At 62.2% G+C, this 15,340-nt stretch carries 14 protein-coding genes; 6 read left to right on the top strand and 8 right to left on the bottom strand.

Translation table 11 applies throughout. The annotated features are described in order from the left end of the window. Positions 1–235: 235 nt before the first annotated feature. The gene (locus AB7933_RS15930) at positions 236–847 is read right to left on the bottom strand and encodes an FMN-dependent NADH-azoreductase (RefSeq protein ID WP_024075222.1); all 612 of its coding nucleotides are present in this window, start codon (positions 845–847) and stop codon (positions 236–238) included. A gap of 124 nt (positions 848–971) precedes the next feature. Here AB7933_RS15930 and AB7933_RS15925 point away from each other — a divergent pair, with 124 nt between their 5' ends. Next, positions 972–1,880 carry a LysR substrate-binding domain-containing protein gene (locus AB7933_RS15925; protein WP_024075221.1) on the top strand — a complete coding sequence of 303 codons (909 nt, stop codon included), beginning with the start codon at positions 972–974 and terminating at the stop codon, positions 1,878–1,880. Beyond that, the gene (locus AB7933_RS15920; protein WP_024075220.1) at positions 1,877–2,233 is read left to right on the top strand and encodes an MmcQ/YjbR family DNA-binding protein; all 357 of its coding nucleotides are present in this window, start codon (positions 1,877–1,879) and stop codon (positions 2,231–2,233) included. Before AB7933_RS15925 ends, AB7933_RS15920 begins: the two co-directional genes overlap by 4 nt. On the opposite strand, the gene AB7933_RS15915 is transcribed toward AB7933_RS15920, so the two are convergent. Both AB7933_RS15915 and AB7933_RS15910 read right to left on the bottom strand, forming a co-directional pair. Then, entirely contained in the window at positions 2,222–2,605 is a 384-nt protein-coding gene (locus AB7933_RS15915) for a DUF1294 domain-containing protein (RefSeq protein WP_024075219.1), read from the bottom strand. The two genes, AB7933_RS15920 and AB7933_RS15915, sit on opposite strands and share 12 nt — an antisense overlap. Continuing rightward, positions 2,602–3,432: an undecaprenyl-diphosphate phosphatase gene (locus AB7933_RS15910; protein ID WP_024075218.1), complete on the bottom strand. Its 831-nt coding sequence runs from the start codon at positions 3,430–3,432 to the stop codon at positions 2,602–2,604. Before AB7933_RS15910 ends, AB7933_RS15915 begins: the two co-directional genes overlap by 4 nt. 230 nt (positions 3,433–3,662) lie before the next feature. Between AB7933_RS15910 and AB7933_RS15905 the strand changes: the two genes are divergently transcribed. From AB7933_RS15905 to AB7933_RS15895, 3 genes are all read left to right on the top strand, one after another. After that, positions 3,663–5,297 carry a methyl-accepting chemotaxis protein gene (locus tag AB7933_RS15905; protein WP_024075217.1) on the top strand — a complete coding sequence of 545 codons (1,635 nt, stop codon included), beginning with the start codon at positions 3,663–3,665 and terminating at the stop codon, positions 5,295–5,297. A 132-nt stretch (positions 5,298–5,429) separates the two neighbouring features. Next, a complete protein-coding gene (gene pnuC, locus AB7933_RS15900; protein ID WP_024075216.1) occupies positions 5,430–5,993 on the top strand; it encodes a nicotinamide riboside transporter PnuC in 564 nt (187 codons plus the stop codon). Then, positions 5,990–6,508: an AAA family ATPase gene (locus tag AB7933_RS15895; protein ID WP_024075215.1), complete on the top strand. Its 519-nt coding sequence runs from the start codon at positions 5,990–5,992 to the stop codon at positions 6,506–6,508. Before pnuC ends, AB7933_RS15895 begins: the two co-directional genes overlap by 4 nt. Positions 6,509–6,617: 109 nt before the next feature. On the opposite strand, the gene ggt is transcribed toward AB7933_RS15895, so the two are convergent. Continuing rightward, on the bottom strand, positions 6,618–8,342 hold the full coding sequence (gene ggt, locus AB7933_RS15890) for a gamma-glutamyltransferase (protein ID WP_024075214.1): 1,725 nt from the start codon (positions 8,340–8,342) through the stop codon (positions 6,618–6,620). A 160-nt stretch (positions 8,343–8,502) separates the two neighbouring features. Between ggt and AB7933_RS15885 the strand changes: the two genes are divergently transcribed. Next, positions 8,503–9,150 (top strand): TetR/AcrR family transcriptional regulator, encoded by a 648-nt coding sequence (locus tag AB7933_RS15885; RefSeq protein ID WP_024075213.1) that lies wholly within the window; start codon positions 8,503–8,505, stop codon positions 9,148–9,150. 45 nt (positions 9,151–9,195) lie between these two features. Here the strand turns inward: AB7933_RS15885 and AB7933_RS15880 are convergent, their stop codons facing one another. The 4 genes from AB7933_RS15880 to AB7933_RS15865 form a co-directional block, all read right to left on the bottom strand. Continuing rightward, positions 9,196–12,717, bottom strand: a complete 3,522-nt coding sequence (locus tag AB7933_RS15880; RefSeq protein ID WP_041160921.1) for a molybdopterin cofactor-binding domain-containing protein — start codon at positions 12,715–12,717, stop codon at positions 9,196–9,198. 2 nt (positions 12,718–12,719) lie between these two features. Beyond that, complete coding sequence (locus AB7933_RS15875) at positions 12,720–13,205, bottom strand: (2Fe-2S)-binding protein (RefSeq protein ID WP_024075211.1); 486 nt, start codon at positions 13,203–13,205, stop codon at positions 12,720–12,722. Between the two features lie 478 nt (positions 13,206–13,683). After that, complete coding sequence (locus AB7933_RS15870) at positions 13,684–14,118, bottom strand: MarR family winged helix-turn-helix transcriptional regulator (protein WP_041161193.1); 435 nt, start codon at positions 14,116–14,118, stop codon at positions 13,684–13,686. 129 nt (positions 14,119–14,247) lie between these two features. After that, positions 14,248–15,300 (bottom strand): 2,5-dihydroxypyridine 5,6-dioxygenase, encoded by a 1,053-nt coding sequence (locus AB7933_RS15865; RefSeq protein ID WP_024075209.1) that lies wholly within the window; start codon positions 15,298–15,300, stop codon positions 14,248–14,250. Positions 15,301–15,340 lie beyond the last annotated feature (40 nt).

The following is a 15,340-nucleotide window of genomic DNA, read 5'->3' as shown; positions in this document are numbered from 1 at the left end:
GTCCACCTTTGCTGTGCAACCACGCTCAACACCCGCGGCATGTCTGATTGAAAAGTCCATGGTTCAAGGTACTCGCACCGAGTGAGATACCCATGCTGCATAACCTGGGCCAAAGTAAAGACTGCGCGCAAACGAAAAAACTCCGTACTCCGATCACTTTTCAGGCGATCAGAATACAGAGTTTAGGCGCCCGGCTTCGGATTGAAACCGGTCAACGGCGAAATTTACACAAGCCTTACGCGGCGGCGAACAATTGTTCGTTGATGAGTACGTTGGCGTCGTTCAGGGCTTTGCTGCGAGCGTCGTCGCCGTACGCCAGGCCGTGGGCACGGACGAATTCGATGTCGGTGATACCGAGGAAGCCCAGCATGACTTTGAGGTATTCCTCATGGGCTACACCCGTTGCCTGGCCAACATGCAAGCCACCGGACGTGGAGACGATGATGACTTTCTTGTTGCCGCACAGGCCTTCCGGGCCGGCTTCGGTGTAACGGAAGGTCTGGCCGGCAACCGCGATGCGGTCGATCCAGGCCTTGAGCTGGGTCGGAATGGTGAAGTTGTACATCGGCGCACCGATCACAACAGCATCGGCGGCGAGGAATTCAGCCAGGGTCGATGCGCTCAGGTCAGCCTCGTGTTTTTGCGCAGCATCACGCAGGTCAGCGGCAGTCCCCAGGGCCCCCAGGGTCGCGCCGGAGAAGTGGCTGATACCTTCGTTGGCCAGGTCGCGATAGGTGACTTCCACACCCGGCTCAGCCGCTTGCCAGGCTTTGACCACGCCGGCAGTGAGCTGACGGGAAGCCGAGTTGTCACCGAGGATGCTGGAATCGATATGCAACAGTTTCATGGGAAAGCTCCAAATAAGGTCAGCGGTAAGGATTAGATGGTGTTAAGCCTACGCATGAAACCAATAGCCGATAAGGTGGTTGAAATGCGATAGTTCGTCCCACTGACAGGACAATAGGCCCATCATGCAAGACCTCAATGACCTCTACTATTTCGCCAAAGTCGTCGAATCCGGCGGCTTTGCGGCAGCCGGACGCCTGCTGGGAATTCCAAAATCGCGCCTGTCGCGGCGCATTGCCGAGCTGGAAGAACGCTTGGGCGCGCGCCTGTTGCAACGCACCACGCGGCAATTGACCCTCACCGCCGTCGGCGAGCGCTACCTGCGCCATTGCCAGGCGATGCTGCTGGAAGCGGAAATGGCCGATGAGGCCGTGGCCAGCATGTCCAGCGAACCCCGCGGGCGCCTGCGTGTCAGCTGCCCGGTGGGCATGGCCCAACATATCCTGCCGGAACTGGTCGCCGGGTTTCTCGCCGCCCACCCGTTGGTGCAACTGGAAATGACCCTGGTCAACCGTCGCGTGGACCTGGTAGCCGAAGGCATTGACGTGGCCCTGCGCGTGCGCGAGCTGGGCGATGAAGACCCGCTGCTGGTGACCAAGCGCCTGCGCCAGGCCCAGACCGTGTTGGTTGCCAGCCCCGAGTTCATGCGCAGCCGGCAGGTCAACGACCTTGATGACCTCAAGCAACTGCCGGTACTCGGCGCACTGGAAGCCGACCGCATGGTGCACCTGCGCGTTCTCGACCCCCAGGGCAATCCCCAGGACCTGGTGATGGAGGCGCGGCTGGGCATCGACGACTTTATCGTGCGCAAGGCCAGCGCGATCATGGGGCTCGGCTTTACCGTACTGCCGATGATGTATTGCGAAGAGGAATTGGCCAGCGGCCGATTGGTACAGCTGTTGCCACAGTGGTCGCTGCCAGGCGGCTGGCTGCAGGCCGTGTACCCGCATCGGCGCGGCGTACTGCCGGCCATTCGTGCCTGGATCGACTACCTGGAAGAAGGCTTCAAAGACTGTGGAGACCGCTTGCTATGAACATGACCGAAGCACAAGTCGCACACTTCTGCCTGAGCCTGCCGGGCGCTCGGGAAGACTACAAGTGGGGCGGCGTACGGGTGTTCTCGATCGCCGGCAACAAGATGTTCGCCGTGCAGCACCTGCGCGGTGACTCGTTGGCGTTCAAGGTCGACAAAGACCTGTTCCTCGGCCACGTGGATCGCCCAGGCATCCACCCGGCGCCCTACCTGGCACGCGCACAGTGGATCATCATGAACACGCCCTACCCGTTGGGCGCCGAGGAGTTGCGTGGCTTGTTGCAGCGCTCCCACCAGCTGGTGGTGAGCAAGCTGCCCAAGCGCACGCAGATCGGGTTGTTGCTAGAGGATTGAACCCAAGGTGCCGCCCAGGAATAACTGATCCAGCCAGAACACCTGGTGCAACAGCACGATTGCCCAGAACAGCACCTGGTAAGACACCTTGCGCGTCTTGTGGCGGAACACCTGTTGGGCAATCAACGCCCCCGGCCAGCCACCCGCCAGCTCGACGGCGTGCAGGATGTTTTCCGGGGTGCGCCAGCTGTCGGTGCGCGCCTTGCGCTTGTCGTTCCAGTACAAAAAGAACGCCACCACGCTGACCACGCCATAGGCCACCAGCGGGATCACCGTTTCACCGCGCTGCCACACCAGCACCGACCCCAACAGCGGCGCCGCGCACAACAACGCGAAGATCAGCGCCTTCAGGCGCGGGTGTTGAATCGTCATGCCTTGGCCGCTGCCCAGTCGATCCAACCGAACTGCCAGGTTGCCAGGATCAGCAGGCCGAAGGCAATCCGATACCAGGCAAACACCGCATAGCTATGGCTGGCGATGAACTTGAGCAGGCCCTTGACCGCGATCATCGCGAAGATGAACGAGGTGACAAAGCCGATGGCGAACACCGGCAGGTCGGCCGGCTGGAACAGGTCACGGTACTTGTAGCCCGAATACACCGCCGCACCGACCATGGTCGGCATGGCCAGGAAGAACGAGAACTCGGTGGCGGCCTTGCGCGACAGGCCGAACAGCAGGCCACCGATAATGGTCGAGCCGGAACGCGAGGTGCCGGGGATCATTGCCAGGCACTGGGCAAAGCCCACCTTCAGCGCGTCTTTCCAGGTGATGTCATCGACGGTCTCGGCATGCACTTCGTGTTGGCGGCGCTCGGCCCACAACATGACGATGCCGCCCACTACCAGCGCCGTGGCCACGGTGATCGGGTTGAACAGGTAATGGTGGATCAGGTTGGCGAAAATCACCCCCAGTACCACCGCCGGCAGGAACGCGATCAACAGGTTGAGCGTGAATCGCTGGGCGTTGCGCTGGGTCGGCAGGCCGGTGACCACGTCGAGAATCTTGCGCCGAAACTCCCAGACCACCGCGAGGATCGCGCCGAGCTGGATGATGATATTGAACGCCATGGCACGTTCGCCGCCGAAGTCGAGCAAGTCGGCGACGATAATCTGGTGGCCTGTGCTGGAGATGGGCAGGAACTCTGTCAGTCCTTCCACCACGCCGAGTATCAATGCCTGTGCGGCGGTCCACAAATCCATACTTCCCCCAAAGGTCTTGCGCTACGGCAAGCCTCGCTAGTCTTTTTAATGGTTCACTGACAACGAGCGCACTAAAGTGCCCGGTGTTGAGATTCAACGCCGGTCTGCAAAAAATCTGTGAAAAATCAGGCAGTACTCAGGTTTTCCAATTTCAGGCCGAAAGCCTATCAGACAAGCCGGAAATGTCGATGCGACGGCCACAATTATAAAAAGCACGGAGTGACAGGACGATGAACAGTTTGCGCAATATGTCGATCAGCCGGCGCCTCTGGCTGATCCTGATAGTCGCCGTGCTGATGCTGCTGACCCTGGGTTTGCTGATGCTCAAGCAGATCCATGGCGACCTTTATCAGGCCAAGCGCCAACAGACCCAGAACGTGGTACAGACCGCCAGCGGAATCCTGACTTTTTATCACAGCCTCGAAACCACCGGCGTCATGACCCGCGAAGCTGCGCAAAAACAAGCCCTGAGCGCGGTGCGCGGTTTGCGCTATGGCCATGACGATTATTTCTGGATCAACGACCTGACGCCGGTGATGATCATGCACCCGGCCAACCCCAAGCTCGATGGCCAGAACCTCTCGGCGATCCGCGACCCGGACGGCTTTGCCGTGTTCAACGAGTTCGTCAGCCTGGCCAAGACCAAGGGCGCCGGGATCATCAGCTACCGTTGGCCGAAGCCGGGGTCCGACGCACCGGTTGAGAAGACCTCGTATATCCAACTGTTCGAGCCCTGGGGCTGGATCATCGGCTCCGGCGTGTATGTGGATGATGTCCAGGCCGAGTTCAATGTGCAGGTGTGGAAAGCGTCGGGCATCGGCCTGGCCATCGCCGTGGTCATGGCCCTGCTGGTCTCGCTGATCGTGCGCAGCATCGTGCGGCCATTGCAGGAAGCCGTGAACGCCATGGGCAATATCGCCAGCGGCGAAAGCGACCTGACCCGCAGCCTCGACACCCACGGCCGGGACGAAGTCACCCAGTTGTCCCAGCATTTCAACAGTTTTACCGCCAAGCTGCGCCAGGTCGTCAGCCAATTGCAGGTCTGCGCCAATGCCCTGGGACAGTCGTCCACCGAGCTGGGCAACAACGCCTCCCAGGCCCATGACCGCAGCCAGCAACAGTCGCAGCAGATGGAGCTGGTGGCCACCGCGATCAATGAAGTCACCTACGGCGTGCAGGACGTGGCGAAAAACGCCGAGCACGCCGCCAGTGAAATGCGCGACGCCCAGGCCCAGGCACAGCAGGGCCAAGTCAATATCGACAGCAGCCTGCAACAGATCGACCAACTGTCCACCACCATCAGCCAGGCCGTGGAAGTGATCCGTACCCTGTCCAGTGAAAGCACCCAGATCGGCGGCGTGCTCGAAGTGATCCGCTCGATCGCCGACCAGACCAACCTGCTCGCCTTGAACGCCGCGATCGAAGCCGCGCGGGCCGGCGAGCAAGGGCGCGGGTTTGCCGTGGTCGCGGATGAAGTGCGCCTGCTGGCCCAGCGCACGCAAAAATCCACGGCTGAAATCCAGGCGATGATCGAGCGCCTGCAAGGTCACTCGGAAGCCGCGGTCAAGGTCATCAGCGATAGCCACAGCGCCTCGCAACTGACCATCGAACAGGCCGGCCAGGCCGGTGCCAGCCTCACCGCCATCGGTCAGGCGCTGCAAAACCTCAACGGCCTCAACGCCTCGATTGCCAGCGCCACCCTGCAACAGGCGCACGTAGTGGAAGACATCAACCAGAACGTGACCCAGGCCGCCGGGCTGTCCCACAGCACGGCGCTGGCGGCAGAACAGTCCAGCGTGGCCAGTGCGCACCTGCGTAGCCTGAGCGAGCAACTCGAAGGCTTGCTGCGCCAATTCAAGGTCTAGCGCCGTTCAACCTGTGGGAGGGGGCAAGTCGAATCGTCGCACCGCCCCTCCCACATTTGCCCTCCGGTGTTTTGAAGATTGCCTGCCTCTGGTTACAATCCCGGCCCTCTCCCACTCTCCCAAGGAACCACCATGTCCGGGCTTGAACTGTTCGCCGCCGCCCTGGGGGTGATCGCTGTCTGGCTGACAGTCAAGCAAAACCCCTGGTGCTGGCCCATCGGGCTGGTGATGGTGCTGCTCTACACTTGGGTGTTCTATGACGTGAAACTCTACTCCGACATGCTGCTGCAGGTGGTCTACGCCGCCTTGCAGGTGTACGGCTGGTGGCAGTGGACCCGCGCCGGCGAGGTCAGGCAAGGCCGCCAGGTCACCCGCCTGGGCTGGCCTGCAATCATGACCAGCCTGGCCATCGGTGCGGTCGGCAGCCTGCTGCTCGGCGCTGCCATGGCCCACTGGACCGACGCCGCCCAACCCTGGCTCGATGCCGCCCTGACTGGCTTCAGCCTGGTGGCGCAGATGTGGATGGCGCAGAAGCGCGTGCAGTGCTGGCCGCTGTGGGTCGCCCTCGATGTGATCTTCGTCGGGCTGTTTCTCTACAAAGGCCTCTACCTCACCGCCGCGCTTTACGCCTTGTTCACGGTGATCGCCGTGCAAGGCTGGCGTGAATGGCGCGCCGACCCGGCGTTGCACGCATGAAAGTAGTGGTACTGGCCGGCCCCGAATCCAGCGGTAAAAGCTGGCTGGCGAGCGAACTGCAAGCCCATTTCGGCGGGCTGATGGTGGGGGAATACGTGCGCTATTTCATCGACCAGCATCAGCGTGACACCCGCCTGGCCGACATTCCGGCCATCGCTCGTGGCCAACTGGCCTGGGAAGACGCCGCCCGCGCCGAACAACCGCACCTGCTGATCCTCGACACGCACCTGCTGACCAACAAACTGTGGAGCCAGACCCTGTTCGGCGACTACCCGGCGTGGCTCGACGACGAACTGCTGGCCCGGCACTACGACCTGCACCTGCTGCTATCCCCGGAGGATGTGGAATGGACTGCGGATGGCCAGCGCTGCCAACCGCAATTGGCCGACCGCCAGGCGTTTTTCAACGATGGCCTTGAGTGGATGCAGCAGCATCGACAGGCGGTGGTGGTGATTCGAGGGGATTGGGAAGCGCGCCGCGCCAAAGCCTTCGCGGCAGTCAAACAGATACTGTAGGAGCGAGCTTGCGCGCGAAGAACGCAGGGGCACCGGATCAATCCAGAATGCCCGCGTTATCGTTGACGTTCTTCGCGAGCAAGCTCGCTCCTACAGGGAGTTGCAGCGGTTAGTAGCCCAGCGACAGCCCGGTATTACGGCGCGGGTCATTGGCCCCATAGAAGCGGTTATTCCCCACCGGCTTGCCCTCCAGCGACGGTGCACCCACCAGGATCGCGGCCAGGTGGTTGGCATCCTGAGGCCCGGCAAACTTGTGGCCCCAGCTTTCGAGGATCTTCTGGGTGTCGGGGCTCACCGCGAAGGTTTCGAGGTTGGTGGTGTCTGGCATCCACTGTTGGTGGAAACGCGGCGCGTCGACGGCTTCCTGGATGTTCATCTTGTAGTCGATGACATTGAGGATGGTCAGCAAGGTGGCGGTGATGATGCGGCTGCCACCCGGCGTACCGACGACCATCACGGCCTTGCCGTCCTTGGTCACGATGGTCGGGCTCATCGACGACAACGGCGCCTTGCCCGGTGCGATGGCGTTGGCTTCACCCTGCACCAGCCCATACATGTTCGGCACGCCGACCTTGACGGTAAAGTCGTCCATTTCATCGTTGAGGATCACCCCGGTCTTGCTCGCCATCACGCCGGCACCGAACCAGTCGTTGAGGGTGTAGGTCACCGACACCGCGTTGCCCCACTTGTCGACGATGGAGTAGTGAGTGGTGTTGTTGCCTTCATGGGGCGATACGCCGGGCTTGATCGCCTGGGAGTCGCCGGCCTTGTTCGGCTCGATCGCGTCACGCAGTTTCGTGGCGTAGTTTTTGTCGAGCAGATGCTCGATCGGGTTCTTCACGAAGTCCGGATCGCCGAGGTAGCTGTTGCGGTCCACATAGGCATGGCGCATCGCTTCGATCTGGTAGTGCAGGCCCTGGGCCGAGTGATAGCCCAGGTCGGCCATCGGGTAGCCTTCGAGGATGTTCATGATCTGGCAGATCACCACGCCCCCGGAGCTCGGTGGCGGCGCCGAGACCACGTGGTAGCCACGATAGTCGCACTCGATAGGCGCCAGTTCGCGGGTCTTGTACTTGTCGAGGTCAGCCTGGGTGATGATGCCTTTGCCGGCCTGGCTGGAATCCACCAACGCCTTGGCCACCCAGCCTTTATAGAAGCCGTCGCTGCCCTTGGCAGAGATTTCTTTCAACGTCTTGGCCAGGTCTTTCTGGACCAGCTTCTGGCCCACCTGCATCGGTTGGCCGTTGTGCAGGAAGATCGCGCGCAGGTCCTTGTCTTTTTCGAACTCGCCAGTGGCGGTGTGCAGCAGGTCGATATCGCCCTGTTCCAGTTCGAAGCCGTTTTCCGCCAGCTTGATCGCCGGGGCAATCACCTGGGCGCGCTTGAGGGTGCCGTATTTGCTCAAGGCCAGCTCCATGCCCGACACCGTGCCGGGAACGCCGACCGCCAGATGGCCCTTGGCGCTGAGGCCGTCAACGACGTTGCCGTCCTTGTCCAGGTACATGTCGGCGGTGGCCGCCAAGGGGGCTTTTTCGCGGAAGTCGAGGAAGGTCTTGCGCCCGTCGGCCAGTTGCACGGTCATAAAGCCGCCACCGCCGAGGTTACCCGCCGCCGGATACACCACCGCCAACGCGTAGCCGACGGCCACGGCCGCATCCACCGCATTGCCGCCAGCCTTGAGTACATCCACGCCCACATGAGTGGCCAAATGCTGGGCGGTCACCACCATGCCATTTTCACCGGCCACCGGGGCCTGGGAGGCGGCGTGCACGCCGCTGACCGTCAACACCAGCGCAGTGGCAATTAATGTGCGGCTGAAGGGTTGGTATTTCATCCATGGCTACTCTAATTATTGAGATGCACCAAAATAGCCCGGCGCGGATTGAATCCCCAGCGCAATGGCGTTTTTATTACAGAACTTGTCGGTCACAGAACGGAGCGGAAAATCCCCATGCTATATTCCGCGCCCAAACTGTCGTGCGAGGCACTTTGACATGGTGATCAAGAAGACCGGCATTCGGGCACAACAGGCCGACCAGACCCGCGCGCGCATCCTCCAGGCGGCGGTCAAGGTGTTCACCCGCGACGGCTATTCCGGCGGGCGCGTCGATACCATCTCCAAGGAGGCCGACTCCAACGACCGCATGATCTATTACTATTTCGGCAGCAAGGAACACCTGTTCGTCTGCGTGCTGGAACACACCTACGAGCAATTCAACCAAGCCGAAGGCAAACTCAAGCTGAACCTCGACACACCCGTGCAGGCCCTGCGCGACCTGGTGGGGTTTATCTGGAACTACTACGTCAAGCACCCGGAGTTCGTGGCGATCCTGAGCATCGAGAACCTGCACCAGGGCAAGCACGCCCGGCAGTCGGGTGAGATGCGACGGCTGTCAGGCGAAGCGGTTGGCGTATTGCGGCCGATTATCGAAGCCGGCCAGGCCCAGGGCGTGTTCCGCGAGGATGTCGACCTCAAGCACGTGTACTTGATGATCGCCTCGCTGTGCTACTTCTATAACTCCAACCGCCATACCCTCAGCTCGTTCCTGGGGGAGGATTTGTCGAACAAAGGGCCGCAGCAGGATTGGCTGGGATTTATCAGTGACCTGGTGGTCCGGGGCGTCACACCGCCCCCCTTGTAGAAACCGGACCCACCTGTGGGCGCAAGCCCGCTCGCCACAATAGTGTCAGTGCGTACCAGGGTTGGCGCGCAGGTGGGCGACCTTCTGTTCCAGCCCTTCCCAGCCTGGCGCATTCGGCGCAAATCGCCCGCGCAGATAGGCCACCAGATCCGCCACCTGAGTGTTCGACAGGCTGTCCTTGAAGCCCGGCATATAGCCCAGATCCTGTGTGGCCGGGTTGTTGATGCCTTGCAGGATCACCTTGATCAAATTGTCCGGCCGATCGCTGTGCACATTGGTATTGGTCGCCAGTGACGGGCTGACCCCAAACAATTTCGGCCCCAGGCCATCGGCATGGCAGGCTTTGCACGCGCCCTCGAACACACGCCGGCCATTGGGATTTGGCACCCTGGTCGCCACCTGCACGTCAGCAACGGCCTCGCCCTTCAGCGACGCCAGGTACACCGCCATCGCACGGATATCCGCCTTGGGCAATTTCGACAACTCACTGACCACCGGCCCCATCGGGCCCGCCGCCACGCCATGGGCATCGGCATAACCGGTACTCAAATACGTGAACAACTGATCTTCGGTCCACGGCGTCGGCGCCTTCGACAGCCCCGTCAGCGCCGGGGCCTCCCAGCCGTCCACGATGCCACCGGCCAGGAACGCCTTGCCGCCCTTCTCTGCCCCCATCAGATTGCGCGGCGAATGGCACGCCGCGCAGTGCCCCAAGCCGTTCACCAGATAATTGCCGCGATTCCATTGCTCACTGCGTTCAGGCTGCGGGGTGATTTCACCGCGACGCAGATTGAGTGCATTCCACCCCGCCATCAGTGGCCGGAGATTGAACGGAAACCTCATGGCATTCGGCGTCGGCGCCTGGCTAACCGGCGCCTGGGCCATCAGGTAGGCGTACAGGGCCTGCATGTCGGCATCGTTGATGTTGCGAAACGCCGTGTAGGGAAACGCCGGGTACAGGTTGCGTCCGTCACGGCCAATCCCATCGCGCATCGCCCGCTCGAACGCGGGGTATGACCAGGCGCCAATGCCGGTCTCGACATCCGGGGTGATATTGCTGCTGTACAGCGTGCCGAACGGCGTCTGCATCGCCAGGCCACCAGCATTGGCCGCTCCACCAGGCGCCGTATGGCACACCGCGCAATCCCCTGCCGCCGCCAGCAAACGCCCGCGTTCCAGCGTGGCCTTGGACCAGGTGCCGGCGCTGGGCGGCTCAATGGGTGCAATCTCGCTGTGAAACGGCCAGGCCGTGGCCAGCACCGCGCCCAGGGTGGCGAACAGCGCACCGAACCACCACTTGCGGCGTTTTTCCGGCGACTTGGCGGGCTCCCCCAAGGTGCCGGCATTCAACGCCGCCAGCACACGTTCCGGGGTGATCGGCAACTCGCGAAAGCGAATCCCGGTGGCGTCGTAGATCGCATTGGCAATCGCCGCCGCGCTGGGCACCGAGGCCGACTCACCAGCGCCCATGGGCGGCTGATCCTGGCGCGGCATCATCATCACATCGATCTGCGGCACTTCGGGAAAGGTCAGAATCGGGTAACCGCCCCACTCCTTGCTCGCCACCGTCGACTCTTCAAACGTCACGCGCTCTTTGAGTACGCGGCTGGTGGACTGGATCACGTTGCCGTGGATCTGATGTTGCACGCCCGCCGGGTTGATCATCATCCCTGCGTCATGGCCGATCACTACCCGCGTCACCGACACATCGCCGGTCTGCTTGTCGATCGCCACGTCCGCCACCCACGCCGCCCAGGCCGCACCGAAACCTGGGAATTTGCTATGGATGTAGCGCGCGTAGGCAAAGCCGCGGCCGCGCAGCAGGTGGTCTTCGCTGGCGGTCTGCATCGGCGCAGTGCGCGGCGACCAGTTGGCGCGTTCAGCGGTGGATTTGACCAGATCGATGGCGCGCTCATCCTTGAGATAACGCAGGCGGTATTCCACCGGGTCCACGCCGGCAGCGAACGCCAGTTCGTCGATATAGGATTCGTGGGCGAAGGTGTTGGGCAAGGCCGATACGCCGCGCATCCACGAAGCCCGCACGATGGGTGCCATGTCGTTGATGGTCACGCGCATGGACTCGATGTCATAGGGTGGAATCGAGGTGCGGTCGCCCATCTCGAACATCGCCGCCACCGGCTCGACACGACCGGTCAACAACAGCGCCAGGGTCGGCGCGCCATTCGAGGGGTAGCTGGTTTCAAAATCGTAGGCGGCAATGCTGCCGTCGGCGTTGAGGCCGCCATCCACTTCCATCAGCTGCGCGGTGCCCTTGGGCTCCCACAGGTGTTCCTGTTCACGGCTCAGTTGCACGCGCACCGGCTTGCCCACCGCGCGCGACAGCAGCAGCGCGTCGGCACACACATCGTCGGCACAATTGCGCCCGTAACAGCCGGCAGCCTCCATGCGGATCACCTCGATCAGCGCTTCATCGCAGGCCAACAACCACGCGAGGTCAGCGCGCAGCAGGTGCGGGTTCTGGCTGCCGGACCATACGCGGCTGCCGGCCGGCGTGTAATCCGCCACGCCGCAGGATGGGCCGATGGAGCCGTGCATCTGGTATGGCCACAGGTAACTGCGCGGCATGCGCTGGCTGGCATTGGCGAGCGCTTCGTCGACATTGCCCTGGTCGAGCACCGTGCGGCGAAGGCGAGGATTGTCGCGGATCGCCTGCTCAACATCGCTCATATCCGGCAACCCATTGTTCCACGGTTTCCAGTGCACCTGCAGCGCCTCGGCGGCCTTGATCGCCTGCTCCTCGCGCAGCGCCACCACCCCGACAAAATCACGGATCACCACCACCGCGACGATGCCGGGGATATGCGCGATGGAGGACTCATCCACGCTCAACAGGCTGTTGCCGACAAAGTCGCCGCAATCCAGCCCTGCATACGGCGGGCGCACCACCCGACCATGGAGCATCCCGGGCACACGCATGTCATGGACATAGGTCAACTCGCCAGTGGCCTTGCCGGGGATGTCTACCCGTTCGGCGCCCTTGCCCACCAGGCGATAATCCTCAAGGGCCTTCAAGGGGGCATCACCGCTGACGCGCAACTGATCGCGCTGGCCGCAGACCAGCTCGCCATAGGTGAGGGTTCGCCCGTCTGACGCATGAATCACGCCCGCTTCCACCTTGAGGCTCGCCGTACTCACGCCCCAACGCCCGGCGGCCCGCGCCAACAGAAAGCGCCGCGCTTCGGCCGCCGCGTTACGCAGCGGCACCGCGGAAATCTGCAAGGTCGCGCTGGCAATCGTCGCACCCTGATTTGGCACGCGCTCCGTGTCGCCGAGCACCATCCTCACCTGGTCCAGGTCCAGGTCGAGCTCTTCGGCGACGATCTGCGCCAGCGCGGTGCGGATACCGGTGCCCAGGTCCACATGGCCGTTGAAGGCGTACACCAGACCGTCATCGTTCACGGCGATAAACAATCCCAGTTCCTTGGGCTTCACGGTGGGCGTCCCGCCCTTGGCCACCGGGCCGGAAGGCGGTAGCACATCATCGACGATCAGCAGCACGCCGGCCTTGGCCAGCCACTGGTCACGGGAAAGCGGAGTATCGGTCATGGTCATCGATCCACGGTCATAAGGCGGGCGGCACGCAGCACCGCGCGGAGGATTTCGAGATGGGTGCCACAGCGGCAGAGGTTGCCCGACAACTCATTGCGCACCTCGGCTTCGCTGGGGTTGGGATTGCGGTCAAGCAAAGCCTTGGTGGTCATGATCATGCCGTTGAGGCAGTAACCGCATTGGGCGGCCTGCTCATCAATAAAGGCCTGCTGCACCGGGTGCGGCGCCTGGCGCGTGCCGAGGCCTTCAAGGGTGACGATCTTGCGCCCTGCCGCCCCCGACAGCGGGAATACACAGGAGCGCGCGGCCACGCCATCGATGATCACGGTACATGCGCCGCACTCCCCCAAACCGCAGCCGTACTTGGGGCCGTTGAGTTGCAGGTCATTGCGCAACACCAGTAGCAGCGAGGTGTCCGCCATGGCGCTGACTTCGCTGGGTTGGCCGTTGACCTCAAGCGCTACCGTGATGTGGGGGCTGATCATTCGCTTCGCCTGTCTCCATTGATGAAGTAGTCACTACATGAAACAGTCAAAAAAAAGCGTCACGGACCTGGGGCCTCGCGACACACTTGACTCATGAAGTGGCTGCTACATCAACTCAGAGCAAAAACGATGCCAAGGGGGTGGACGCATCCTCTGTGGCAAGTGGGCTGGTTGTGCTGTGGCAAGGGGACTTGTTGTGGCGAGCGGGCTTGCCCCGCGTTGGGGCGCGAAGCGGCCCTAACCCCAGGCGCCACGGTTTTTCAGAAAGAACTCGGCGACTTTATTGGGCGGCTTCGCCACCCAACGCGGGGCAAGCCCGCTCGCCACAACAAGCCCGCTCGCCACAACAGGTCCCCTTGCCACAACAGGTCCCCTTGCCACAACAAGTCCCCTTGCCACAACAGGCCCACTTGCCACAACAAGGTCCCCTTGCCACTACGGGCCCGCTAACCAAACCAAGCCCGGCTCCAGGCCGCTATCAGTCCTGGGGATCGTCGATCATCTTGCGCAGCAGGAACAGCACCGCCACCCGTTCGGCGGGGTTGAGGTTGCTCATGGTCAACTCGCTGATCTGTGCCGCGCGCGGCGTAGTGTGTGCGACCAGTTCGGCGCCCGCGCCAGACAGGTTGACCACCACCTTGCGCTTGTCTTGCGGGTCGGGCTCCAGGGTAATCAGTTCCTTCACCTTGAGCCGTTCGACAATCCCGCGAATGGTCGCCTGGTCCACAGCCGTGGCCTTGACCAGCTCAGTCAGGGAACTTGCACCGTGATCGCGCAGCGCACACAGGGTGACGAACTGCACAGCAGTGAGCTGCGAATCGCCGACATTCTGCTGAAAGATCGCCAGGTGGCGCTGGTAGGCCTTGCGCAACAGGTGGCCAACTTGTTCAGAAAAGACGTAGGAATCAGGCACGGCGGACTCGGTGGGTGGTTGGCGATGGGAAGGCATGATGGCGGGGATGCCGAAATGACTCAAGGCACTCATCGCCTGAAAGCACTCAAAAATGCGGGAGGGGACTTGCCCCCTGCCCACACGGGATTTTCAGCGAGCCAAGGACGCTGCGGGGGCCACCACATCCCCCGCAATCACCACCGCCTCATCATCCAGGTACACGTCGCAATTGCGCAGCGGAATATCCATATGGCACGGCGTCTTGCGCGTGCCGCCCACCTCGGTATTCGGCCCGGTGGAAAACAGGAAGTTGCCATAGAACGCCCGCGCATCCATGCACATGCCGTCGTTCTTGTCATGCAGGCCCATGGCGGTCCATTGCGCCCGCGGCTGCAAGCCCCAGCCGATATGGGAGATGCCGTACACCTCAGGGTCGTTGAAGTACTTCATGTAGTCGCGCAGGTATTCGGCCTCGAAACCACCATGAATCCCGGTGATAAAGCCCTTCTCGATCTCCAGGGTGATCTTCTCGCGGGTGTAGGTCTTGAACGGCAGGAGGATGTCGCCAATGTCCAGCACCAGCACGCCCTCGGCGGTTTCTTCGTTAGGCCAGGAGAACAGAAAACCACTCGGCCAGTGGTCCCAGCGCCCAGGTTCATCGGCAAAACCGTATTCAGTCACTGACGGGTACTGCCCCAAGGCGGCGCGGAAATCGCTGCCGGCGCGGGATTTGACGTGGATCGAACGCGCTTTCTTCAACATCTGTTCGGCCGCCAGTACGCGCACCTTGTCGTCTTCGCTGGGCAGCATGCGCGCCAGCACTTCCGGCGGCTCCACAGCCAGCAGGATGCGCGTGCCGGTCTTGAGGATCTGCTCCTGCTCCGGCGAGTGCAGCAGCATCATGGTATCGACGATCAGGTCGGCGGCTTCGAGCGCACGCTGGGCGGCGATATTGCCGGTGAGTGCGGTGTCACCGCAGTAGGCGGTCATGTCATTGCCCATCGCCCGTGGATGGTTGAACGACGGCAATTCCACTGCGTACACCTTGGCGCCCAAGCGCTGCGCCGCGTCCATTGCGGCACGCACGGTACGCGCGTCGGAATAATGGCTCTTGAGCACGGCCACGCTCTGGGTCGCATCGACCTTCGACAACCGCAGCACATGTTCAAACATCTGGGTCAGTTCGCAATCGCTTACCGGCATTTTCCTGTCTCCTGTTGGGTTGCACCAAGTTCAGGCATTG

It is taken from the genome of Pseudomonas gorinensis (assembly GCF_042015035.1).
GTDB classification, from domain to species: Bacteria; Pseudomonadota; Gammaproteobacteria; order Pseudomonadales; family Pseudomonadaceae; genus Aquipseudomonas; species Aquipseudomonas gorinensis.
The sequence above is the reverse complement of the archived record's forward strand: the minus strand, read 5'-3'. Positions and strand labels throughout refer to the sequence as shown.

Bases quoted from the DNA above. Each gene is read 5' to 3' on its own strand.
- AB7933_RS15875 (WP_024075211.1), bottom strand. From the start codon at position 13,205: ATGATCAGCCCCCACATCACGGTAGCGCTTGAGGTCAACGGCCAACCC.
- pnuC (WP_024075216.1), top strand. From the start codon at position 5,430: ATGTCCGGGCTTGAACTGTTCGCCGCCGCCCTGGGGGTGATCGCTGTC.
- AB7933_RS15925 (WP_024075221.1), top strand. From the start codon at position 972: ATGCAAGACCTCAATGACCTCTACTATTTCGCCAAAGTCGTCGAATCC.
- AB7933_RS15920 (WP_024075220.1), top strand. From the start codon at position 1,877: ATGAACATGACCGAAGCACAAGTCGCACACTTCTGCCTGAGCCTGCCG.
- AB7933_RS15865 (WP_024075209.1), bottom strand. From the start codon at position 15,300: ATGCCGGTAAGCGATTGCGAACTGACCCAGATGTTTGAACATGTGCTG.
- AB7933_RS15915 (WP_024075219.1), bottom strand. From the start codon at position 2,605: ATGACGATTCAACACCCGCGCCTGAAGGCGCTGATCTTCGCGTTGTTG.
- AB7933_RS15885 (WP_024075213.1), top strand. From the start codon at position 8,503: ATGGTGATCAAGAAGACCGGCATTCGGGCACAACAGGCCGACCAGACC.
- AB7933_RS15910 (WP_024075218.1), bottom strand. From the start codon at position 3,432: ATGGATTTGTGGACCGCCGCACAGGCATTGATACTCGGCGTGGTGGAA.
- AB7933_RS15930 (WP_024075222.1), bottom strand. From the start codon at position 847: ATGAAACTGTTGCATATCGATTCCAGCATCCTCGGTGACAACTCGGCT.
- ggt (WP_024075214.1), bottom strand. From the start codon at position 8,342: ATGAAATACCAACCCTTCAGCCGCACATTAATTGCCACTGCGCTGGTG.
- AB7933_RS15905 (WP_024075217.1), top strand. From the start codon at position 3,663: ATGAACAGTTTGCGCAATATGTCGATCAGCCGGCGCCTCTGGCTGATC.
- AB7933_RS15895 (WP_024075215.1), top strand. From the start codon at position 5,990: ATGAAAGTAGTGGTACTGGCCGGCCCCGAATCCAGCGGTAAAAGCTGG.
- AB7933_RS15880 (WP_041160921.1), bottom strand. From the start codon at position 12,717: ATGACCGATACTCCGCTTTCCCGTGACCAGTGGCTGGCCAAGGCCGGC.